Here is a 21,935-nt window from a genome sequence, read left to right on the forward strand (position 1 = left end):
GGATGCTTGAAACCTTCCGACTGCGACCGCAATCTTTGAACAGTACCTGAGTAATGGAGTAGGGAATATGGGCTGGGTGACCGGTGTCGTACAGGAGCGCAAGCAGTGGACGGACCGCCTGTTCTCGCTGCGCGTGGATGCCGAGGTCGAGCCGTTCAAGGCCGGCCAGTTCAACCGCCTGCGCCTGGAGATCGACGGGGAGATGGTGGGACGGCCGTATTCGTACGTGAACGCCCCGGGCGAGACCCCGCTGGATTTTTATCTGATCACCGTGCCGGACGGCCCATTGTCCAACCGCCTGGTGCAGCTGGAGCCGGGTGATCAGGTGGAGTTGATGCCGCGCGCGACCGGCTTCTTTACCCTGGACGAGCTCCCCGACAGTCGCGACCTTTGGCTGTTGTCCACCGGTACCGCGCTGGGACCCTTCCTGTCCATCCTGAAGACAGACACCCCGTGGGAGCGCTTCGAGAATATCCGTCTGGTCCACGCGGTGCGCAAGGCGGAGGAACTTACCTACCAGGACACCATTCGGGAGTTTCAGGAGCGCGACGCGAAGCGGTTTCAGTACATCCCGTTCGTCAGTCGCGAGCCGTTCCCCGGGGGGCTCGAAGGGCGGGTGCCGGCCGCGATCGCCGAGGGCCGGCTGGAACACCACGCGGGCCTGAAGATTACCCCGGAGCATTCGCAGGTGATGCTGTGCGGCAACCCGGCCATGGTGCAGGACACGACCGCGATCCTGAAGGAGCGCGGCCTGGCGAAGAATCGCCGGCGCAAGCCGGGGCATATCACCACCGAGAACTATTGGTAGGCCCGGGGCTTTTTGGATTCGGGCCGGCCCTCTCGCCCTGCGCTCGCGAAGATCGCCCAAACTCGACAGGCTCCCGGGGCCATGTTGTAGGAGGCCAGCCCTCTGGCCGATGGGGTTTTGCCGGCGCCTGATCGGCCAGGGGGCTGGCCTCCTACGGGCTGTGGCTTGCGCTGGGGCTAGTCCAGCAGGTTCGCCGACCAGGCGCGGATCAGGCCCGCCACGTAGCGGGTGTGTTCCGGTCGCGAGAGCAGGTGGTCGGCCTGGTGCAGGGCGACGAAGCTCTTGGGGTGCTGCGCCTGCTGGAAGATCTTGCGGGCGTGATCGACGCTGACCACGGTGTCGCCCGGTGCGTGCAGCAGCAACAGCGGCCGCTGCAGGGTGTCGAGTGCGTGGTCCAGGGTCGGCTCCTCGATCGACTCGATGAAGGCGCGGCCGATCTCCACGGGGCGTCCGCCGATGTTGATCCGGGCGGAGCCCTCACGCCGGATCTCGTCGGCCGTGTCCCCGAACAGGTGGGCGACGTGGCCGGGCCGGCTGGGGGCGGCAATGGTGACGACGCCGTCCAGCGTCTCGCGCTGCGCGCTGACATGGATCGCCATGGCCCCGCCGAAGCTGTGACCGACCAGCAGGTTGGTGTGCCGCCCGGTGAAGGTCTCCAGCGCCTCGAGCGCCGAGTGGAGGTCCTCGCAGTAGGTCTCCTGCGTGCTGTCGCGGAACTCGCCCTCCGAGTCACCCAGGCCCATGAAGTCGAAACGCAGGGTGGCGATGCCTTCCTCGGCAAGGGCGCGCGCCAGCCGTACCGTCGCCGGGAAGTCCTTGGAGCAGGCGAAGCAGTGCGCGATGCAGGCCTGACCGCGAACGGCATCCGCCTCGGGTGCGACCAGTACGCCGCCCAGACGGGGGCCACGCGGGGTCTGGATGGTTAAGGGGGTGTTGTGGATCGCCATCGAGCAGGCTCCTGAAGGGCGGCTATGGTCCCGCCGGGGACGGTCTGCGATCATACGGGTTTGAGGATCCGAATGGCCATGCGGGATTCTTCCGCCATGCGGCCACCACTTCACGGGACCACTGGGGGCCGGCTTGGAAACCGAAAGTCAGATTCGCGCACGCTTGGCCGAGCTGGAGGCCGAACACCGCGCTCTGGATTCCGCTATCGGCGTGATGCACGAGCAGGCCGCACCCGACATCTTCGCCATCCAGCGCCTGAAGAAGCGCAAGCTACAACTGAAGGACGCGATCCAGCGCCTGCGCAGCCGGCTGATCCCCGACCTCAACGCCTGACCCGGGATATTCACCACGAAGCGGACGGGGGCGCGCATGAGAGCAAAGCGCGTGACAGGAAGATTAGAAGACAGGAAGAAAGGCAAGGCTATAGGCCTTGGGCCCAGATCGTTCTGTTAAGCGTTTACCCGTCGGTCAGATCAGGGGCTCACGACACATAAAGTAATCTGTTTTTCTTCCCGCTCTTCCAGCCTTCCTGTGAATCGCCCTTGACCTTGACCTTCTTCGTGCCTTCGTGTGCTTCGTGGTGAGCAAAAAAAACGGCGCCCGGAGGCGCCGTTCGAGTGCGTTCCGTGATGGAACGGCTGGGGTCAGCCCCAGATGTCCTGAGTGATCCCGGCATACCAGGCCCGGGTGTACTGCGCCTCGCGGCTTCGGAAGCTGGAGCTGGCGCCCGACGGGCTGACGCCACCGGCACCATCGACCCCTGCTTGCGCGCCATCCTTGTACTGGTAGACCGCGGCCACGCTGATCGCGTAGTCCGGGGTGACCAGGCTGTAGCAGGTGTTGGCGGAGGAGGGGTTGATCGGCTCCTGGCCGGACAGTTCGCGCACGACCGCGGCCGCGACGATCTTGCCCTGGTTGTTGGCCGAGTGGCCGGACTTCGGCATGGCGCCCGCCACGCTGGCATCCCCCAGGACGTAGATGTTGTCGTCCATCTCCGACTTGAAGGTGAGCTGATCCACCGGGACCCAGCCCTCGTCATTGGTCAGGCCCACGTCGTGGGCGATCTGGCCGGCGCGCTGGGCGGGGATGAAGTTCAGCACGTCGGCACGGACGCGTTCGAAGCCGCTGTCGGCCAGCACGGTCATGTTGTCGACATCGATTTCCTCGGCGCGACCGCCCTCCGAGCCGGCGCGCCATTCAATCATGTCGCCGTAGTGCTCGGCCCAGCCTTCCTCGAACAGGCCCTGCTTGGAGAAGCCATCCTTCGGATCCAGGATGATGATCTTGGAGCGCGGCTTCTCCTGCTTGAAGTAGTTCGCGACCAGTGACACCCGCTCGTACGGCCCCGGCGGGCAGCGGAACGGGTTCGGCGGGGCGACCATGACGAACACGCCGCCGTTCGGCATGTTTTGCAGCTGGGAACGCAGCAGCTCGGTCTGCGAACCGGCCTTCCAGGCGTGCGGGACACGGTCGGCGTCGGCCTCGGAGATGCCGGGCATGTCGTCGTAGCGGAAATCGATCCCCGGGGACATCACCAGCTTGTCGTAGCTCATGCTGTCGCCGCCGGCCAGGCGCACGCTGCGCGCGGAGGCGTCCACCGCGGTCACCCGGTCCTGGACGATCTCGATGCCGTAGTCATCCCGCAGGGTGTCGTAGCCGTGGGCGATGAAGTCCATGTCCGCGAAGCCGCCGATCACCCAGTTGCTGCCATAGCAGGTGTGGTAGGTGGCGTTCGGCTCGATCAGCGTCACGCGCATGTCGGGCGAGAACTGCTTGATGTATTTCGCGGCGGTCGCGCCGCCGGAGCCGCCGCCCACGACCACGACGTGAGCCTTGTCGGCCCCGCGCATGCCGTTGGCTGCACAGCCAATGCCAGCGAAGGCCGCGGCACTGCTGATGCCGGCGACCTTCAGGAAATTGCGTCGAGTAAAGTCATGCATGATGTGATTCCCCCCTGATCAGAAGCGGCTGAAGTAGCCGGCCATCGCTTCGATTTCCTCGTCGGTGTAGCCCTTGGCGTGACGATCCATGATCGTCGCGTCACGGTCACCGTCGCGGAATGCCCTCATCTGGCTCTCGATGACATCAGCGGGAATCCGGCCCAGATCCGGTACACCCTCCTGAGCGCCGGCCGCGTTGTGGCAGGCCTTGCAGGAGGCGGCCATCAGCTGGCCCCGGGTGATTTCGTCGTCGGCAAGGGCCTGGGTAGCAGTGCCCGCCATCGCTAGCGAGGCGGCAAGCCCCACCAGGTACAAATGCGATTTCTTCATTGGAACGGACTCCTCCGTTAGAAGTGGCTTTTTGCGAGCGACAGCTGTGGAGTACTGCCTTCATCCTCGGGCCCGGTGTGGTGATCCGGGTTGTGATTTGCGCCACCGGGTTCGAGCCCGGTAGTTGCGCCTGATCGCGAAAACCAACGATCATGGAGACCGTATAGCACACACAAAGCGCCTTTTCGATACATCGCAGAGGCATCTGCCACCAGGAGGAGTGCCATGACAGGGGAACGGCGTCGTCATCCACGGATCCCGATGACGGTCGAGGTCGTGGCCGAGTGCGAAAGCGGGGACACGGTGACCCTGACCACCAACGACATCTCCGGCGGCGGAGCCTTCCTGCAGTGGGACGATCCGGAAAACGCCTGTGTGGGGCACCTGATGAAGCTCGCATCGGATGACGAGTTGATGCTCCAGGTCTTCGGCATGCTCGGGGATGGCGGCGAGGCGCCGCGCGTGAAGGCCCAGGTGGTGCGGGTGATGGACGGCGGCATCGCCGTGCGCTTCGATCCCGAGGAGCTCGAATAGGGGTTGCCCCGATACCCGAGGCGGACGCGCTAGTCCTCGCGCTCGATCTGTTCCAGGCCCGCGGCCCACTCGTCGGCGATCATCGGGTTCGTCAGCAGCCAGTGCACGGTGTCCGCGCTCCAGTCGTCGCGGGCCTCCTGCAGTGCGGTATCCCAGTCCGTGACTGCGTAATCCCCGCGCCCGACGCCGCTGAGCGCCTGCAGTTCCGCCTGTTGCTCCGGGCCCAGGTCGCGCAGCGTGCCCTCCAGCTCCTGCAGGGTCAGGTCGCTGGCGTGGTCGGCCAGCACCTGCAGGGCCCAGTCGTCGTCACTGCCCTCGGAGCCGGTATCCGGGAAGACCACGTCCTCCTTGGCGTGGAACTCGCGGGCGGCCTGGATCAGCCGTTCCAGAGTCTCGCCGGGGATGCCAAGGGAGACGGCCATCGTCTAGTGGGACGGGGTCCGCTCCTGGGCGAGGACCCAGGGCGCAGCCACGATGGCGGTGAAGATCGGATCGTTCGCGGCCCAGCGCCGGGCATCGTCATCCGAGGCGCGGGCGACCTGGTCATTGGCTAGCCATTCGCTGACCTGATGCGTGGCGTCATCGCGGAAGGCGCGGGCCACCTCGATCAGGTCCAGTTCCGGTGCCACGCGGATCACCACGCCGCGGGCGAAATGCGGCATGAGCTCCTTCCACGGCAGCGGACCGGCCTCTTCTTCCAGGGGGGTCTCGGGTTGTTCGGCAGGGGCGTCTTGCATGACGGTTCCGGTCGGTTTCAGATAGGGTTCAGGCTAGGCCGATACCCTTGCATCTTCAAGACCTTTCCACGCAAATCCCCGGAGGATGCGCCACCATGCGACCCACGCCGGATCTCCAGCCCGGACACCGCGAGCGGCACCCGATGCGGCGTCGCTCGGGCCCGGTGCGGGCGCTGGCCATGCTGTTCCTGGTCGCGCTTCCGGCACAGGCGCAGTTCAATACCGACGACCCCGAGGCCGCGGTCTGGGACCTGGACGAGGCTGTTGCCCAGATCGAGGCACATTACCCGGGGCGGGTCCTGCATGCCCGCGAGGATGTCAGCCGCTACGGGGCGCGCCTGTTCGTGATCCGGATCCTGACCAACGACCAGCAAGTGCGTACCCTGCGCATCGAGGAAGGTACGGAAGTGGAGCTCCCGGAATGAATCTGCGCGTGGTACTGATCGAGGATGACGTTGCCCTGCGCAACCAGATCGGCGAGGAACTGGACCGCAGCGGCTGCCGCGTGGATACCGCCTCGGATGGCGAGACCGGATTGTACCTGCTGACCGAGTACCACTGCGATATCGCCGTGGTCGACCTTGGCCTGCCCGGCATGGATGGCCTCGACGTGATCCGCAAGGCGCGCGAGTCGAAGCCGCGCCTGCCGATACTGATCCTGACCGCGCGCGACCGCTGGCAGGACAAGGTCGAGGGTCTGGAGGCCGGCGCCGATGACTACCTGGCCAAGCCCTTCCATATCCAGGAACTGCTGGCGCGCCTGCGCGCCCTGGCGCGCCGCAGCCTGCAGTCTGGCCAGGAGCGGCTGCACTTCGGCCCGCTGGTGATCGATACCGCCGGCGACGAGGTCTGGTTGAATGGCGAATCGGTGACCCTGACCACATTCGAGTACCGCCTGCTGATGACCCTGGTGCGCCAGCCCGGCCGGGTGCTGAGCAAGGACGCGCTGGCGGACTACCTGTACGACCACGACGAGGACCGCGAGAGCAACGTGATCGAGGTCCTCATCGGTCGCCTGCGTCGCAAGCTGGATGCCGATGGCAGCCTGGGGCTGATCGAGACCCTGCGCGGGCGCGGCTACCGCTTTGCCCGCGAACCCGACCCCGCCCCGGAAAACGAGTCGGACAGCGCCCGATGATCCACCCCGAGGCCGCCCGGTCCGCATGAAGGCGGCCCTGCGCAAGCTGCGCGGCAGCCTGGTCCTGCGCCTGGCGGGGGTCACGGCCGTCACCGTGCTGATCTTCTCGCTGCTGACGGCCTGGGTGCTGGAGGCGGCCTTTCGCGACAATGCGGCGGACGCGGTGGAGACCCGGCTGGAGGCGCAGGTGCTGCTGCTGATGGGGCTGGCCGAGGTGATCGGGCCCGCGGATGTACGGGTCCCCGAGATGCTCCCCGAAAGCCGGCTGCAACTGCCGGTCAGTGGTCTTTATGCGCGCATCCTCGGCGAGGAGGGCCAGACCCTCTGGCGGTCGCCCTCGACGGTGGGCGTCTCGCTGCGTGGCTGGTCGGAGGACGAGTACTTCAGCTTCAGCCTGCCCGTGCAGTGGGAGCTGGAGGGCGACCAGGTGGGACTGACCTTCCAGATGCTGGAGGACCGCGAGGCCTTCAATGAACAGGTCGAACAGTACCGCGTAAGCCTGTGGCAGGGGCTGGGCGCGATGACCCTGTCCATGATCCTGGTGCTGTCGCTGGCGCTGTGGTTCTGGGGGCTGCGCCCGCTGCGCCAGGTGCGGCGCGACCTGGACGCCCTGCGCCATGGCGACCACGCCCGTCTGGGCGGGTACTATCCCACCGAGGTCCGCGCCCTGACCGGCAGCATCAACGACCTGGTCGAGTTCGAGCGGGCCCGCCTGGCGCGCCAGCAGAATGCCCTGGCGGACCTGGCCCACAGCCTGAAGACCCCGATCTCCGCATTGCGCCTGAACCTCGAGAGCGCGCGACCGGACCCGGACGACATGCAGCACCAGGTCGACCGGTTGCAGGGGATCGTCCAGCACCAGCTGAATCAGGCGCAGCGGCTGGGGCCGGCCCCGTTCCAGGCTGCCGAGCCGCTGGCGCCGATCATCGAGCGAACCGGCCAGGCGCTGGGACGGCTCGCCGCGCAGGAGGGGGTGACGCTGGAGACCGACCTGGCCCCGGGCTGTGCCCTGCGCATGGACGGTGGCGCCATCTTCGAGTTGCTGGGCAATACCCTGGACAACGCCATTCGCCATGCCACCAGCCGGGTGCGGGTCACGACGCGCTGCCAGCCCGGCGAGGTGATGCTGATCATCGACGATGACGGTCCGGGTATCCCGCCGGCCGACCGGGCCCGGGTGCTGGAGCGCGGCCAGCGCGCGGACACACGCGGCGGGCAGGATGCCGACCGGGATACCGGTCAGGGGCTCGGGCTCAGCATCATCCATACCCTGGTCACCGACCACCGCGGGACGCTGTTCATCGAACAGGCCCCGGATCTGCACGGGGCCCGCATCCGCATGGTGTTCCCGGGGGGCTGAATCGACTTACCGGGGTGCTATCCCGCAACAGCCGGTTCGCGCGGATCAGAGCCCCAGGCCTTCCATCGGCAGGCTCGGTGTTTCGCCCAGCACTCCGGCCCGCACCAGTGCCGCCGCCCCGCAGGCAAAGGTCCAGCCCAGGTGTCCGGATCCGGTGTTTAGGTGCAGGCCCGTGATGGCGGTGGGGCCGAGGATCGGTGTGCCACGGGCACTCATCGGGCGCAGTCCGGTCCAGGGGGCCATCGTCTCCGGGTCGAAGTTCGCGGGCAGGCCGGTCAGGGTGCGCCGGCACTGATCGAGGACATTCGCCGCGCGCTCGATGTTCAGGTGGCGGTCGCGGCCGGCAAATTCGGCGGTACCGGCCAGGCGCAGGCGCGCCCCCAGCGGGGTCATCACCACCTTGTTGGCGTCATCGATCAGCGGCAGATTCAGCCGGCAGTCGGCGTCCATCGGCAGGGTCAGTGAATAGCCCTTTACCGGGGCGACGGGCAGATGCAGCCCCAGCGGGCGCAGCAGGTCCGGGGCGTGGTAGCCATTGGCGACCACGCAGGCATCCGCCGCGATCGGCCCTTCGGAGGTCTCCACCGCGTCGATGCGGCCTAGGTGGGTGCGCAGGCGCCGTACGGTGACGTTCGGGTAGTAGCGGATGCCCCGGCGCTGGCCGATCGCGAGCAGCTGCTCGGTGAACCGTGCCGCGTCGCCGATCGCATCCCCGGGGAAGAACAGCCCGCCGCACAGGCGGTCGCGCACCGGGGCCAGCGCCGGCTCTTCCGCGATGATCCGCTCCACGTCCCAGTCCTCGAAGCGCACGTCCTCATCCATCATCGCCTCGCTGGCGGCGCGATTGTGGGCCTGGCTGGCCGGGTCCTGAAACAGCTTCAGGATGCCGCAGCGGCGAAAGTCGAAGTCCAGCCCCTCGCTCGCCAGTTCCCGCTGCAGGCGGTCGATCTCCCGGAGCGAGAACGCGGCCAGGCGGGCATTCAGACGGGTGTGCTGCTCGAACAGTGAGCGGCGGCTGTGCCACAGAAAGCGCAGGCCCCAGCCGGCCAGCCCCGGCAGGGCACGCGGGCGCAGCAGCAGAGGCGACTCCGTGCGGCCGAGAAAGCGCAGCAGGTCCAGTCCGACGCCGGGGGTATTCCAGGGTTCGGCGTGGCTGGCATGCAGCATGCCGCCGTTGGCTTGGCTGGAGCCGGAGGCGGGGGCGGGGCCGGCATCCACCAGCACGACCTCGGCCCCGGCCTCCTGCAGGTACCAGGCGGTGCTCACGCCGATCACGCCGGCCCCGATCACGACTACGCGCATCCTTCGCTTCCCCTATCAAGAACGCTCATGTACCGCTTGCCAGTCGTTGGATCACGTCCGCGTATTCGCGTTCCAGCCGCTTCGGCGACACCTTCTCGCGGGTGCCCAGTTCCTGGGCGAACTGCGAGACGCGAAATTCCTCGATGCGGTAGCGAAAGGCGAGCACGTCCGGGTGATCCGGCGCCCGCGCGATCAGCTCCTGTGCCTGTTGCCACAGCGGCTCGACCGCGACGCGTCGCGCGCGGTCCTTGTCCGGGGCCTGGGTCAGGCGTTCCAGGCGCTTGTCGATTGCCTGCAGGTAGCGCGGCAGCTCGGGCAGCACGGTGTGCGGGGTGCGCAGCAGGAAGTCGGCCGGGACCAGCGCCTCGAGCTGCCCGCGGATGTCGCGCGCGGCCTCGATCCAGGACAGCGGCAGATCCCCCTGCAGCCGGGTGCGCAGGTCGTGCCAGTGGCGCAGGATCTCGGCGGCCAGGCGCGAGAGCTCCATCACCGTGGGCGAGAACTCGGGCAGGCTGGCCTCCAGGCGCTCTTGAAAGTTCTCGGCATCGCGCGGCCACGGCTCGGCCAGGAACACCCGGTCGGCCGCGGCCTCCAGGATTTGGTCGCGCAGGGCCTCGCAGCTGCCGAGCGTCGAGTAGTTCAGGCAGGCGCGCTCGATCTCCGGGAGCTGGCGGCGCAGGTCGCGGGCGGTCTTGCGCACGCCCAGCAGGAACAGCCGGCGCAGCCCCGCTCGGTGGGCGCGTGCGGCCCGCGCCGGGTCCGGTTCCAGCTCCAGCGAGACCGCATCGCCGCGGTCGACCAGGATCGGGAAGGCGCGCAGCTGCGCCCCCTGGTGGTCGAATTCGACGCTCTCCGGCAATGCGCCGAAGTCCCACTCGGTGATCCCCTCGCGGGTGATCTCGTCCGGGCGGCTGGCGTCGAAGTGGGCCTCGGCGCTGTCGCCCAGCCGGCGCTTCAGCGCGGCCAGGTCGCGGCCGCTGGCCTGCTCGTGGCCTTCCGGGTCGAGGATGCGAAAGCGCATCACCAGGTGTGGCTCGAGGTTCTCCGGGCGCCAGGCATCCAGCGGGATCTCGGTGCCGGTCATCGCGCGCAGGGCCTCGGCCAGCGCCGGGATCAGCGGGCCCTGGCGGTGCTCGATGCGCGCGAGCGCGGCCTGCGCGAAGTCCGGCGCGGGCACGAACTGGCGGCGCAGGCCCTTGGGCAGGCTCTTCAACAGGGCGGTCACGCGCTCCTCCAAAAGCCCCGGCACCAGCCAGTCGCCCAGCCAGTCGGGTACCGCGTTCAGCGCGGCGATCGGGATGGTCACGGTCACGCCGTCGTCTGGCTGACCGGGCTCGAAGCGGTAGGCCAGCGGCAGGCGCAGGCCCTCGACCTCCAGATGGTCGGGGTAGGCCCCTTGCGGGAGCGCGGTGTCCGGCTCGTTCAGCAGTTCCGCACGGTCGATCCGCAGGGCGTCGGGGTCCCGCTTCTCGGCCTTGCGCGCCCAGGTCTCGAAGCTTGTGCCGTCGGTGATGTCTTCCGGCAGGCGGGCGTCATAGAAGTCGAACAGGCGATCCTCCTCCACCAGCAGGTCGCGCCGGCGCCCGCGCGCCTCCTGCTCGGCGATCTCGGCCACGGCCTCGCGGTTGGCCTGTACCCCCTTCGAGCGGGTGCGCAGCTCGCCGCCGACCAGGCCCTCGCGGATCATGATACGCCGCGCCTCGGCCGGGTCGTGTCTTGCGAAGTCCACCGGCTTTTTCGGGGCGACGACCAGGCCGTACAGGGTGATGCGGTCGAAGGCCCCGACGCGTCCGCTGCGACGCTGGAAGTGCGGCTCGAAGATATGGTGCTTGAGCAGATGCGCCGCCGCGGCCAGGATCCAGTCGGGCTCGATACGGGCATTGTCGCGGGCGTAGACACGGGTGGTCTCGGCGATCTCCGCACTCATCACCCAGGCGGGTTTCTTCTTCGCCAGGACCGATCCGGGGTGGATCTGGAAGCGGCGGTTGCGCGCGCCGAGGTAGTCGCCGCGCTCGGTCTTCTGTCCGATCTGGCTGACCAGTCCGGTCAGCAGCGCGCGGTGCACGGGCTCGGCGTCGGCCGGTTCGTGGTTCGGCTTCAGGTCCATCTCGCGGGCTTGGCGCAGCAGCTGCACGCGCAGTTCCTGCCACTCGCGCATGCGCAGGAAATTCAGGAAGTGCTCGCGGCACCAGCGTTTGAGCGCATTCGAGCCGAGATCCTCGCGCGCGGTGTGCCAGGCCTCCCACAGCCGCAGCATGCCCATGAAGTCGGAGCCCTCGACCTGGAACTCGCGGTGCGCCTGGTCCGCGGCCTGGGTGGCCTCGGCCGGGCGCTCGCGCGGGTCCTGCAGCGACAGGAACGCGGCGATAGTCGCGGTCTCGGTCACGCAGCCGTGGTCGGCCCCGGCCAGCAGCATTGCACCGTGGCGCGGGTCGATGGGCATGCGTGCCAGCTGGCGGCCGCGCGGGGTGATGCGCCCGCGCGCGTCCACCGCACCCAGCTCCTCCAGCAGGCGGTAGCCGTCCTTGACCAGGCGTGGATCGGGTGGATCCACGAACGGGAACTGGCGCGGCTGACCGAGCTTCAGCGCGGCCATCTGTAGGATCACCGAGGCGAGGTTGGAGCGCTGGATCTCCGGGTCGGTGAAGGGCGGGCGCAGGTTGTAGTCGTCCTCCGCGAACAGCCGGATGCAGATGCCGGGGCCCAGTCGTCCGCAGCGCCCGGCGCGCTGGTCGCAGGCGGCCTGCGAGATCGGCTCCAGGCTCAGGCGTTGGACCCGCGAGCGCCAGGAGTAGCGCGAGACGCGGGCCAGACCCGAGTCGATCACGAAGCGGATGCCGGGGACGGTCAGCGCGGTCTCGGCGACGTTGGTGGCCAGCACGATGCGCCGGCCGGCGTGCGACTGGAATACCCGCGACTGCTCGCGCGCGGACAGGCGCGCGTACAGTGCCAGGACCTCGGTGTCGGCGCGCACCTGGCCGCGCAGGGCCTTGTGGGCGTCGCGGATCTCGCGCTCGCCGGGCAGGAATACCAGGATGTCGCCGGGGCCGGCGCGCTCGCATTCGGCCACCGCCTCGCGGATGCCGTCGAACAGGTCGCGCTCGCCGCGACCGGCGTCTTCGTCCTCGTCGGCCGCGTCTTCCGGCTCGATCGGGCGGTAGCGCAGCTCCACCGGGTAGGTGCGTCCGGCCACGGTCAGGATCGGGGCGTCGTCGAAGAACGCCGACAGCCGCTCCGGGTCCAGCGTCGCGGAGGTGATGATGATGCGCAGCTCCGGGCGTTTCTTCGATAGGCGCTTGAGCACGCCCATCAGGAAGTCGATGTTCAGGCTGCGCTCGTGCGCCTCGTCGACGATCAGGGTGTCGTAGGCGCGCATGTCCGGGTCATGCGCCAGCTCGGCAAGCAGCATGCCGTCGGTCATCAGCTTGACCCAGTTGTTCGGCCCGGTCTGGTCGGAAAAGCGCACCTTGAAGCCGACGGTGGAGGTCTTCTCACCCCCCAGCGTGGTGCCCAGTTCCTCGGCGATGCGGCTGGCGACCGAGCGCGCGGCGATGCGGCGCGGCTGGGTGTGGCCGATCAGCCCGGTCTCGCCGCGCCCGGCCTCCAGGCACAGCTTGGGCAGCTGGGTGGTCTTGCCGGAGCCGGTCTCGCCGCACAGCACCAGTACCGGGTGTTCGCGGATCGCGGCGACAATGCGCTCGCGCTCGGCGTGGATCGGCAGGTCGCCGGTGTAGACGGGCTGCGGGCGCAGACGGGCGCGCTCTTCAGTGCTTCCTTCGGCGTGGTCCAGGCGGTCGGCCAGGGTGCGAGCCAAGCGGTCGCAGGCCTGCCCGCGCTTCTGGCGCTGGCGGGCCCGGCGCAGCAGGTCCGCGAGGTGCTTGCGTTCGGGGGCGGCGGGCAGCGCCTCGATACGGGCGGCGAGGGCGTCGAGTTCCGGTGCGGGGGCCGGTTCCACGGTCAGCCCTGGTAGCGCAGACGCAGGGCCTCGATGTTCTCGGTGCGCAGGCGCTCCAGCGCCTGGCGCACGCGGTCCTCGTCACTGAACGGGCCGAGGTACACGCGGTACCAGGTATCACCCTGGATCTCGACCTCGTGCACCTGCGGGTCGAGGCCCAGCAGGGTCAGGCGGGCCTTCATCTCGTCGGCCTGGGCGAAGCGGCGGAACGACCCGGTTTGCAGGACCACCGGCTCCCCCTCGCTGGGGGATGCGGCGGGCGGCAGGGTCGGGGCAGGGGTGTCGCGCTCGGACTCTGGTACGCGGATCTCGTCCTCGGGCAGCAGCTCGTAGTAGCGAAACCGCGGTTCGTCGTCCGACGGTACGGTGTCGCGCTCCACGGGGGGCGGGGTCGGGGCCGGAGCGGCGGTCTCGGCTCCCGGGTCGCCGAACAGCGCGCCCAGGTCCGGTGATCGGTCGGCCCCCTGCAGGTACAGCACGGCGGCAATGCCCAGCCCGATCAGCAGGCCGATCAGCATCCACACCCAGCCGGGGATCGGTCGCGCGGCCTTGCGCGGGGCGGACTTGCGACGGGTCTTGCGGGCCTGGGCCATGGTCTACATCCGTTCCGGGGCGGTCACGCCCAGCAGGCGCAGGCCATTGTGCAGCACCTGCTTGGCCCCGGTCAGCAGGGCCAGGCGTGCGCCGATCACGGCGGCATCCTCCGCGTTCAGGAATGGCACCGCGTTGTAGTAGGCGTGAAAGCCGGCTGCCAGCTCGCGCAGGTACTGGGCGATCTGGTGCGGTTCGCAGGCCTCGGCGGCCGCCGCGATCACCTCGGGGAAGCGGTCCAGGCGATCCAGCAGGTCGTCTTCCTGCGGCTCGGTCAGGCGCTCGGACAGCCCGGTGTCGTCCAGCGCGCTGGCGGCATGGCCGCGCTCGGCCGCAGTGCGCAGCACGCTGGCGATGCGCGCGTGGGCGTACTGGATGTAGTACATCGGGTTGTCGTTGGACTGCGACTTGGCCAGGTCCAGGTCGAAGTCCAGGTGCTGGTCGCAGCGCCGCTGTACATAGAAGAAGCGCGCGGCATCCGACCCGACCTCGTCGCGCAGTTCGCGCAGGGTGACGAACTGCCCGGCGCGGGTGGACATCGGCAGGCGTTCGCCCCCGCGGTAGAGGATCGCGAACTGTACCAGTAGCACGTCCAGGCGATCGGCCTCCAGGCCCAGGGCCTGCAGGGCGGCACGCACGCGCGGGACGTAGCCATGGTGGTCGGCGCCCCAGATGTTGATCACGCGCTCGAAGCCGCGCTGGAACTTCTCGCGGTGGTAGGCGATGTCGGAGGCGAAGTAGGTGTAGTCGCCGTTCTCGCGGCGCACCACGCGGTCCTTGTCGTCGCCGTAGTCGGTGGAGCGGAACCACAGGGCCCCGTCCTTCTCGTACAGCGCGCCGTGCGCCTCGAGATCCTGCACCGCGGCATCGATCGCGCCGGAGTCGGCCAGGCTGCGCTCGGAGAACCAGCACTGATACTCGACCCCGAACTCGCGCAGGTCGTCGCGGATGTCTTCGAGGATGGCGTTCAGGCCGCAGTCGAACACCGTGCGGTACAGCTCCGGGCCCAGCAGCTCGCGGGCGCGGGCGATCACCGCGTCGATGTAGATCTCCTTGTCGCCACCGGCCGGCTCGTCCGGCGGGAGGTCGCGGGTGACGGCCTCGGTCGCGTGCACGGCCTGTTCGCCGATCTGTGCGGTCAGGGCCTCGGCGACCGGGTAGATGTAGTCACCCTGATAGCCGTTGGCCGGGAACGGGACCTGCACCCCGTGCTGTTCCAGATAGCGCAGCCAGACGCTGGCGGCGAGGATGTTCATCTGCCGCCCGGCGTCGTTTACGTAGTACTCGCGGGTGACATCGAAGCCGCAGAAATCCAGCAGGTCGGCGACGGTGGCGCCGAACGCCGCGCCGCGGCCGTGGCCGACATGCAGCGGGCCGGTGGGGTTGGCGGAGACGAACTCCACCTGCACCGGGCGACCGCCGCCCACGCTGGAGCGGCCAAAGTCGGCGCCCTGGGTGGCGATGCGGCCGAGCACCAGCGTGCGGGCATCCGCGGCCAGGCGGAAGTTGATGAAGCCGGGGCCGGCGATCTCGGTGGCGGCGAGACCGGGTACCTCGGGCATTGCGGCGCTGAGGGCCTCGGCGAGGTCACGCGGTTTGCTCTTGGCCGGGCGCGCGAGCTGCATCGCGAGGTTGCTGGCAAAGTCGCCGTGTTCGCGGTCGCGGGCGCGCGTGACCTGCACCTCGACACCGTGATCGGCGGGTACACGGCCATCGGCCACCAGGGTCTCCAGGGCGGCCGCGAGGGCCTCGGTGAGGGTGTCTTTCAAGAGGGGCTCGATCCGTCGTGTAAAAAGGGCCGCATTCTAACCCGGAAGCGGCGCACGTGCCGCCCCGGCGCCTGCCGCGGGAACGGGTCAGGCGAGCGAGACGGGGTCGATGTCGATGGCGATGCGGGTGCCGCGCGGCAGGTCGTCGGCCTGCCAGGCGTGGCGCGCCCGTGCGAGGCCCTCGTGCAGGGGGTTGCGGCGCGTGGACTGCAGCAGGATCTGTTCGCGGAAGCGGCGGTTGACGCGATGACGCGGCGCGGGGGCCGGGCCCAGTACCCGCAGGCCCTCGGTCGCGGCGCTGCGCAGGTGGGTGGCGACGCGCTCGGCATGGCGGCGGGTGGTCTCGGCATCGCCGGCCTCGACCCGGACCAGGGCCAGGTGGCCGTGGGGCGGCAGCTCGGCGGCGGCGCGTTCCTCCAGCAGGGGCGCGACCATTGCCGGGTAGTCGGCGGCATCCAGGCCGCGAATCAGGGGGTGGTCGGGATGCCCGGTCTGGAGCAGCACGCGACCGCCGCCGGAACCACGCCCGGCGCGGCCGGCGGCCTGCACGATGAGCTGGAGGGTGTTTTCCGTGGCGCGCAGGTCGACGCTGAACAGGCCCTGGTCCACGTCGATCACACCGACCAGTCCGACCTGGGGGAAGTCGTGGCCCTTCGCCAGCATCTGGGTGCCGACCACGATCGCGGCATCCAGCTGGCGGATACGGTCCAGTGCCGCCTCCAGCGCGCCCTTGTGACGGATGCTGTCGCGGTCCAGGCGGATCAGGGGGGTGGTCGGGAAGTGCCGCGCCAGGGCCTGTTCCAGCCGCTGGGTGCCGAGGCCGCGCTGCGCCAGCGGCTCGCCGCATTCCGGGCAGCGCTGGGGGCGGGGTTCCTGGTGGCCGCAGAGGTGACAGACAGCGCGCGGGTTGTGCGCGTGAATGGTCAGTCGCGCATCGCAATCCGGGCACTCGGCCACCCAGCCGCAGGCGTCGCAGGCCAGTACGCGGGCGAAGCCGCGGCGGTTGAGCAGGAGAAAACACTGGTGGCCGGCCGCCAGGGTCTGCTGCATGGCCTCGAGCAGCGGGGCGGTCAGACCCTCGTCCGGGAGATGTACGCGCGTGTCCACGGTCTCGACGGTGGGTGGGCGGGTCCCGTCCGGGCGTGTGGTCAGCCGGGCGTGGGCGTAACGGCCCGTGGTGGCCGCGTGCAGGCTCTCCAGGGTCGGGGTGGCGGAGCCCAGAACCACCGCGGCCTGCTCCAGCTGGCCGCGCTTGATCGCCAGGTCGCGCGCGTTGTAGCGGAACCCGTCCTGCTGTTTGAAGGCGCTGTCGTGTTCCTCGTCGACGATGATCAGGCCGAGGTCGGGCAGCGGGGTGAAGAGGGCCGAGCGGGTGCCGACGACGATGCGGCGCTGACCCTGGCGGGCGGCCTCCCAGGCGCGCAGGCGTTCGCCCTCGGCCAGGCCGGAGTGGAGCAGGGCGACCTGCCCGGGAAACCGTTGCTGGATGCGCGCGCTCAGTTGCGGGGTCAGGGCGATCTCGGGGATGAGGAACAGCGCGGCGTGCCCGCCTGCCAGCACGCGTTCGGCCATCTGCAGGTAGACCTCGGTCTTGCCGCTCCCGGTCACGCCCTCCAGCAGCAGCGGTGCGCCGGTCCCGGGTGTCAGGGCCTCAACGGCCGTGCGCTGGTCGGGGGTCAGATCGTGGTCGCTGGTGGTCGGCGGTGGCGGCTGTGTCGGGTCGGGCGTGATCGTCTCCAGCCAGCCACGCGCCTCATAGTCGCGCAGTTCTCGCGGGGCCAGCTGCAGGCCGGTCGCGGCGGCCAGGGTGGCGCGATCCAGGGCCGTGGCCGCGTGTCCCGGCTCCAGGGCGCGGAGGACCGCCTGCTGGCGCCGACCGCGCGCGAGGCCGTCGGCCAGGGCGCGGGTGCCCTCGGGGGTGATCCGCCACAGGGTTTCGGGGGTGAGGGCCGGCAACGGGTCGCCGTGGCGCAGGGCCGGTGGAAGTGCCCCCAGCAGGGCCTCGCCCAGCGGGTGATGGTAGTAGCGGGCCCCGAATCGCAGGAGCTCCAGCAGGCGGGGCGAGAGGAGCGGTTCGCTCTCCGGGGCCTCGTTCACCGCCCGCAGGCGTGCGGGCGGCACGTCACTGGTGGTCGCCAGCTCGACCACCAGGCCGACCGTGGAGCCTCGGCCGAAGGGCACGCGAACCCGCTGTCCGGGCGTGAGCGACAGGCCTTCGGGGATGCGGTAGTCAAACAGCCGATCCAGGGGGCGATCCAGCGCGATGCGGGCGATTCGGGGCGCGACGGGCATGGGCCCAGTTTACTGCGTCGGGGCCCGGGAAGGGGGAGTCGGTTGCCTCAGGGCGGGTCGGGTTGTTATCCACAAAATCTGTGGATAACTCTGTGGGTGAAACGGGGGGAAGGGCCCTAAATGCTTGTTACTGCTGGGGGCGTCTTGGATTGGCCAAAAATCGACCAGAAGCCAAAAGAATCGAATAAACAGATAGTTACGGGGTTTATGTGAAACGGAGTGCGCGCTCTGTGTGCTAAGCGGCCGTTGGTTTCATCGCTTGTGGGTAGTCTGTACAGGGTGTGTACAATTGTGACGCCGTCCCGGGTGTTCATCGGGCCTTGAGGAAACAGTGATTCATGCGCACGCAAAAGCGACTCGAGCGCCAGTGTGTACATTGAGCAGTGTTTCCCGAGCCAACAAAAAACCCGGCACCGCGAGGCGGTTGGCCGGGTTTCGGTGGCGGGACCCGTATCCGGATCTCGCATTTGGGGCGGGCTACTAGCCGAGGGCCTTGACCGATGCCACGAGCTCGGCGGCCACCTTCTGGCCGTCGCCGTAGAGCATCTGGTTGTTGTCGGCGTAGAACAGGTGGTTCTCGATGCCCGAGAAACCGGAACCCTTGCCGCGCTTCACGCAGATGACGTTGTGGGCCTGGTCGGCGTTCAGGATCGGCATGCCGTAGATCGGCGATTCCGGGTTGGTCCGGGCCACCGGGTTCACGACGTCGTTCGCGCCAATCACCATCGCGACATCCGCGGTCTTGAACTCCTCGTTGATCTCGTCGAGGTCGAAGATGATGTCGTAGGGCACGCCGGCCTCGGCCAGCAGTACGTTCATGTGCCCGGGCATGCGGCCCGCGACCGGGTGGATCGCGAACTTCACGTCCACGCCGCGCTTCTGCAGCAGCTGGGTGAATTCCCAGATCTTGTGCTGCGCCTGCGCGACGGCCATGCCGTAGCCCGGCACGATGATGACCTTCTCGGCGTAGGCCATCATGATCCCGGCATCGTTGGCCTGGATCTCCTTCATCGTGCCTTCGATCTCTTCCTCGGCACCGCCGGCGGAGCCGCCGAACTGGCTGAACAGGATGTTCTTGATCGGGCGGTTCATCGCCTTGGCCATCAGCTGCGTGAGCAGCGTACCGGCCGCGCCGACCACGATACCGGCGATCATCAGCGCCGGGTTGTCGAGCACGATGCCCTTCAGGCCGACCGCCAGGCCGGTCAGGGCGTTGTACAGCGAGATGACCACCGGCATGTCGGCGCCGCCGATCGGCAGCGTCATCAGGATGCCGAAGGCCAGCGCCAGGACGAAGAACAGCAGCAGCGTCGCCGAACCGATCTCGCCGCCGCCGGTGGCCATCAGGAAGCCGAGGATCACGGTGATGGCAAAGATCGCGATGTTCACGACCTGCTGGCCAGCGAAGGTGAAGGTCTTCTTCATCAGGCCCTGCAGCTTGGCGTAGGCCACCAGCGAGCCGGAGAAGGCCACCGAGCCGATCAGCGAGCCGGTCACGGCGATCGCCAGGCCGGTGTTGCTGACGGTTTCCGGGGTCGCCTGCAGCAGGTAGATCGCGCCGATGCCGGCCGCGGCGCCGCCGCCCATGCCGTTGTACAGCGCGATCATCTGCGGCATGTCGGTCATCGCGACCTTCTTGCCGCTCCACCAGGCCAGCGCGCCGCCGATGGCGATACCCAGGATGATCAGGGTGTAGTTCACGCCGCCGGAGATCTCCGGATGCACGAAGGTCACGAGCGTGGCGATCACCATGCCCACGCCGGCCCAGATGATGCCCGGCCGCGCGGTGGTCGGCGAGGACATCTGCTTGAGGCCGACGATGAACAGTACCGCCGCCGCAAAATAGGCGAGGTTGATGATCATGCTCATGCGTTATCTCCCTTCTTGTCGTCCTTCTTGCTGGTCTTGAACATCTCCAGCATGCGTTCGGTGACGACGTAGCCACCCACGGCGTTGCCCGCGGCCAGGATCACGGCGACAAAGCCGATGGCCTGTTCCAGCGGGGTCGTGGCATGGCCCAGCGCGACCATGGTCCCGACCAGCACGATGCCGTGGACGAAGTTGGAACCGGACATCAGCGGGGTGTGCAGGATGACCGGCACCTTGGAGATGATCTCGTAGCCGGTGAAGGCCGCGAGCATGAAGATGTACAGCGCGATAAAGCCTTCGATGATCATGAGTTCGCTCCCTTCAGGGCCTCGCGGGTGGCCTCGTGCACGATCTCGCCGTCGCGGGTCAGCACGCTCTTGGCGATGACCTCGTCATCCCAGTCCGGCTGGAACTCGCCGCCCTCGGCGATCATCGGCGTGAGGAAATTGAGCAGGTTCTTGGCGTACATCTCGGAGGCATGCAGCGGTACCTGCGAGGGCACGTTCAGCGGGGCATGAATGGTCACGCCCTTGTGCTTGCTGGTCTTGCCCGGCTTGGACAGTTCGCAGTTGCCACCACCCTCGGCCGCCAGGTCGATGATGACCGCGCCGGGCTTCATGCCCTCGACCATGTCCTTCGGGACCAGTTTCGGCGCGTCGCGACCGGGGATCGCGGCGGTGGTGATCAGCACGTCGGCCTTGGAGATGAACTCGCCCAGGGCATCCTGCTGCTGTTGCTTCTCTTCCGCGGTCAGTTCGCGGGCGTAGCCGCCTTCGCCCTCGGCGGAGACGCCGAGATCGAGGAACTTCGCACCCAGCGACTCGACCTGCTCCTTGGTGGCGGAGCGCACGTCATAGGCCTCGACCATCGCGCCCAGGCGCTTGGCCGTGGCGATCGCCTGCAGCCCGGCCACGCCGGCGCCGATCACGATGACTTTGGCCGGGCGGATGGTGCCGGCCGCGGTGGTCAGCATCGGGAAGAAGCGGCAGGACAGATCCGAGCCCATGATCGCGCCCTTGTAGCCGACCACGGCCGCCTGCGAGGACAGCACGTCCATACTCTGGGCGCGCGAGATGCGCGGGATCAGCTCCATCGCGAAGCTCAGGATCTTGCGCTCCTGCATCGCCTTGACCACGTCCGGATTGCGGTGGGCATGGAACAGGCTGACGACGGTGGAGCCCTCCGGCAGCTGGTTGACCTCTTCCACCGTCGGTGGGGCCACGCGGACCATCAGGTCCGACTGGCCGTAGGCCGTCTCGGTATCGACCACGGTGGCCTTCTCGTAGGCCGTGTCCGGGAAATGGGCATTGGAGCCGGCACCCTTCTCCAGCTGCACGGTGACGCCCAGATCGCTGAACTTGGCCGCCACCGTCGGATCCAGGGCCACGCGACGTTCGCCGCTGGCGGACTCCTTGGGAACGGATAATTTGATTGCCATGCGCTCTCTCCCCGGGCCAAACGTCCCGGTACTCCCCTGGGACGATCAGCCGCGCTCGCGGGTGGTGAAATCGGATGCGGCACGCCTGAAGCGGGCATGCCGCACAAAAAACGACCCGCGAGTGTAGCGGAATCGCCCCCGTGCTTAAACCGTGTCCTGCGCTTACAGGGTCTTGTTCCGGGCCGCGGAGCGTACGATACCTCGGGTCATGGCGTTGTAATTGCTTTGTTCTCGAAGGCTGTTTATTGTTTTTCGGGTAAAAGTGAAGGGGGCATGGATTTGTTCACTCGGCCCCGCGTGAGCAAATCCGTGTTTCCTTGAGACGGGACGGGTCATGTTGCCGAACGAGCATCAGGTCCTGCGCACGGATGCCGCGGGCATGCCGCTGGAGTGGATCGGCCTGGAGCAGGCCGTGCGCCTCTACTACACCGAGCAGGTGGCCTACACCTGTGGCAGCCCGCTTTATCGCATGCGCGGCGGCATCAACGCCCGCACCGGGCTGCAGTCGCGGGTCGAGGTCAACTCGATCATCGCCACCTTTGGGACCCGCCAGTCCCGCTTCAACGACTACATCCCCCCGCTCAACAACACCACGCTGTTCCGCCGCGATGCCCACCTGTGCCTCTACTGCGGTAATGCCTACCCCGAGCGCGACCTGTCGCGCGACCATGTGACCCCGATCAGCCAGAACGGCGAGGACACGTGGACCAACGTGGTCACCGCCTGCAAGCGCTGCAACAACCACAAGGCCGGGTTCACGCCGGAAGAGGCGGGGATGCAGCTGCTGGCCATCCCGTTCACGCCCACGCACGCGGAATACATCTTCCTCAAGGGCAAGCGCGTGCTCGCGGACCAGATGGAGTTCCTGCAGGCACACTTCCCGCGCACCAGCCCGTTGCGGGGCCGCCTCGGCTGATCCCGGCC

20 protein-coding genes are annotated in these 21,935 nt (G+C 68.4%); 7 read left to right on the plus strand and 13 right to left on the minus strand.

Going from position 1 to position 21,935, the window contains the following annotated elements:
* The first annotated feature begins 67 nt into the window (after positions 1 to 67).
* Positions 68 to 808, plus strand: a complete 741-nt coding sequence (locus C996_RS0100475) for a ferredoxin--NADP reductase (RefSeq protein WP_018865531.1) — start codon at positions 68 to 70, stop codon at positions 806 to 808.
* A 176-nt stretch (positions 809 to 984) separates the two neighbouring features.
* Here C996_RS0100475 and C996_RS0100480 read toward each other — a convergent pair whose 3' ends face one another.
* The gene (locus C996_RS0100480) at positions 985 to 1,755 is read right to left on the minus strand and encodes a S9 family peptidase (protein WP_018865532.1); all 771 of its coding nucleotides are present in this window, start codon (positions 1,753 to 1,755) and stop codon (positions 985 to 987) included.
* Positions 1,756 to 1,888: 133 nt separating this feature from the next.
* Here C996_RS0100480 and C996_RS0100485 point away from each other — a divergent pair, with 133 nt between their 5' ends.
* Complete coding sequence (locus C996_RS0100485) at positions 1,889 to 2,089, plus strand: YdcH family protein (protein WP_017942660.1); 201 nt, start codon at positions 1,889 to 1,891, stop codon at positions 2,087 to 2,089.
* Positions 2,090 to 2,400: 311 nt separating this feature from the next.
* Here C996_RS0100485 and C996_RS0100490 read toward each other — a convergent pair whose 3' ends face one another.
* On the minus strand, positions 2,401 to 3,696 hold the full coding sequence (locus C996_RS0100490; protein ID WP_018865533.1) for an NAD(P)/FAD-dependent oxidoreductase: 1,296 nt from the start codon (positions 3,694 to 3,696) through the stop codon (positions 2,401 to 2,403).
* 18 nt (positions 3,697 to 3,714) lie between these two features.
* Positions 3,715 to 4,026 carry a c-type cytochrome gene (locus C996_RS0100495; RefSeq protein WP_018865534.1) on the minus strand — a complete coding sequence of 104 codons (312 nt, stop codon included), beginning with the start codon at positions 4,024 to 4,026 and terminating at the stop codon, positions 3,715 to 3,717.
* Between the two features lie 225 nt (positions 4,027 to 4,251).
* Here C996_RS0100495 and C996_RS0100500 point away from each other — a divergent pair, with 225 nt between their 5' ends.
* The gene (locus tag C996_RS0100500) at positions 4,252 to 4,560 is read left to right on the plus strand and encodes a PilZ domain-containing protein (RefSeq protein ID WP_081618392.1); all 309 of its coding nucleotides are present in this window, start codon (positions 4,252 to 4,254) and stop codon (positions 4,558 to 4,560) included.
* A gap of 29 nt (positions 4,561 to 4,589) precedes the next feature.
* On the opposite strand, the gene C996_RS0100505 is transcribed toward C996_RS0100500, so the two are convergent.
* Complete coding sequence (locus C996_RS0100505; RefSeq protein WP_018865536.1) at positions 4,590 to 4,982, minus strand: DUF3775 domain-containing protein; 393 nt, start codon at positions 4,980 to 4,982, stop codon at positions 4,590 to 4,592.
* Between the two features lie 3 nt (positions 4,983 to 4,985).
* Complete coding sequence (locus C996_RS0100510; RefSeq protein WP_018865537.1) at positions 4,986 to 5,297, minus strand: DUF2288 family protein; 312 nt, start codon at positions 5,295 to 5,297, stop codon at positions 4,986 to 4,988.
* Positions 5,298 to 5,392: 95 nt separating this feature from the next.
* Between C996_RS0100510 and C996_RS0100515 the strand changes: the two genes are divergently transcribed.
* From C996_RS0100515 to C996_RS0100525, 3 genes are read left to right on the plus strand one after another with little or no spacing between them, the layout of a single operon-like run.
* Positions 5,393 to 5,722, plus strand: coding sequence for a PepSY domain-containing protein (locus C996_RS0100515; RefSeq protein ID WP_026279137.1), 330 nt, complete (start codon positions 5,393 to 5,395; stop codon positions 5,720 to 5,722).
* Positions 5,719 to 6,435, plus strand: a complete 717-nt coding sequence (locus C996_RS0100520) for a response regulator transcription factor (RefSeq protein WP_018865539.1) — start codon at positions 5,719 to 5,721, stop codon at positions 6,433 to 6,435. The genes C996_RS0100515 and C996_RS0100520 overlap by 4 nt, the downstream gene beginning before the upstream one ends.
* A gap of 25 nt (positions 6,436 to 6,460) precedes the next feature.
* Positions 6,461 to 7,795 carry a HAMP domain-containing sensor histidine kinase gene (locus C996_RS0100525; protein ID WP_018865540.1) on the plus strand — a complete coding sequence of 445 codons (1,335 nt, stop codon included), beginning with the start codon at positions 6,461 to 6,463 and terminating at the stop codon, positions 7,793 to 7,795.
* Between the two features lie 45 nt (positions 7,796 to 7,840).
* Here the strand turns inward: C996_RS0100525 and C996_RS0100530 are convergent, their stop codons facing one another.
* From C996_RS0100530 to C996_RS0100565, 8 genes are all read right to left on the minus strand, one after another.
* The gene (locus C996_RS0100530) at positions 7,841 to 9,097 is read right to left on the minus strand and encodes an FAD-dependent oxidoreductase (protein WP_018865541.1); all 1,257 of its coding nucleotides are present in this window, start codon (positions 9,095 to 9,097) and stop codon (positions 7,841 to 7,843) included.
* A 25-nt stretch (positions 9,098 to 9,122) separates the two neighbouring features.
* Positions 9,123 to 13,052, minus strand: a complete 3,930-nt coding sequence (hrpA, locus tag C996_RS0100535; protein WP_018865542.1) for an ATP-dependent RNA helicase HrpA — start codon at positions 13,050 to 13,052, stop codon at positions 9,123 to 9,125.
* Between the two features lie 2 nt (positions 13,053 to 13,054).
* On the minus strand, positions 13,055 to 13,645 hold the full coding sequence (locus C996_RS0100540) for an SPOR domain-containing protein (RefSeq protein WP_018865543.1): 591 nt from the start codon (positions 13,643 to 13,645) through the stop codon (positions 13,055 to 13,057).
* A 3-nt stretch (positions 13,646 to 13,648) separates the two neighbouring features.
* Positions 13,649 to 15,412, minus strand: coding sequence for an arginine--tRNA ligase (gene argS, locus C996_RS0100545; protein WP_018865544.1), 1,764 nt, complete (start codon positions 15,410 to 15,412; stop codon positions 13,649 to 13,651).
* 87 nt (positions 15,413 to 15,499) lie between these two features.
* The gene (locus tag C996_RS0100550; RefSeq protein WP_018865545.1) at positions 15,500 to 17,704 is read right to left on the minus strand and encodes a primosomal protein N'; all 2,205 of its coding nucleotides are present in this window, start codon (positions 17,702 to 17,704) and stop codon (positions 15,500 to 15,502) included.
* A 480-nt stretch (positions 17,705 to 18,184) separates the two neighbouring features.
* Positions 18,185 to 19,573, minus strand: a complete 1,389-nt coding sequence (locus tag C996_RS0100555) for an NAD(P)(+) transhydrogenase (Re/Si-specific) subunit beta (RefSeq protein ID WP_018865546.1) — start codon at positions 19,571 to 19,573, stop codon at positions 18,185 to 18,187.
* On the minus strand, positions 19,570 to 19,881 hold the full coding sequence (locus C996_RS0100560) for an NAD(P) transhydrogenase subunit alpha (protein ID WP_017942675.1): 312 nt from the start codon (positions 19,879 to 19,881) through the stop codon (positions 19,570 to 19,572). Before C996_RS0100560 ends, C996_RS0100555 begins: the two co-directional genes overlap by 4 nt.
* A complete protein-coding gene (locus C996_RS0100565) occupies positions 19,878 to 21,011 on the minus strand; it encodes an NAD(P) transhydrogenase subunit alpha (protein ID WP_038035506.1) in 1,134 nt (377 codons plus the stop codon). The genes C996_RS0100560 and C996_RS0100565 overlap by 4 nt, the downstream gene beginning before the upstream one ends.
* Positions 21,012 to 21,345: 334 nt before the next feature.
* On the opposite strand from C996_RS0100565, the gene C996_RS0100570 reads away from it, so the two are divergent.
* On the plus strand, positions 21,346 to 21,927 hold the full coding sequence (locus C996_RS0100570; protein ID WP_018865548.1) for an HNH endonuclease: 582 nt from the start codon (positions 21,346 to 21,348) through the stop codon (positions 21,925 to 21,927).
* Positions 21,928 to 21,935 lie beyond the last annotated feature (8 nt).

Source organism: Thioalkalivibrio sp. ALE25, assembly GCF_000377285.1.
Classification (GTDB): domain Bacteria; phylum Pseudomonadota; class Gammaproteobacteria; order Ectothiorhodospirales; family Ectothiorhodospiraceae; genus Thioalkalivibrio.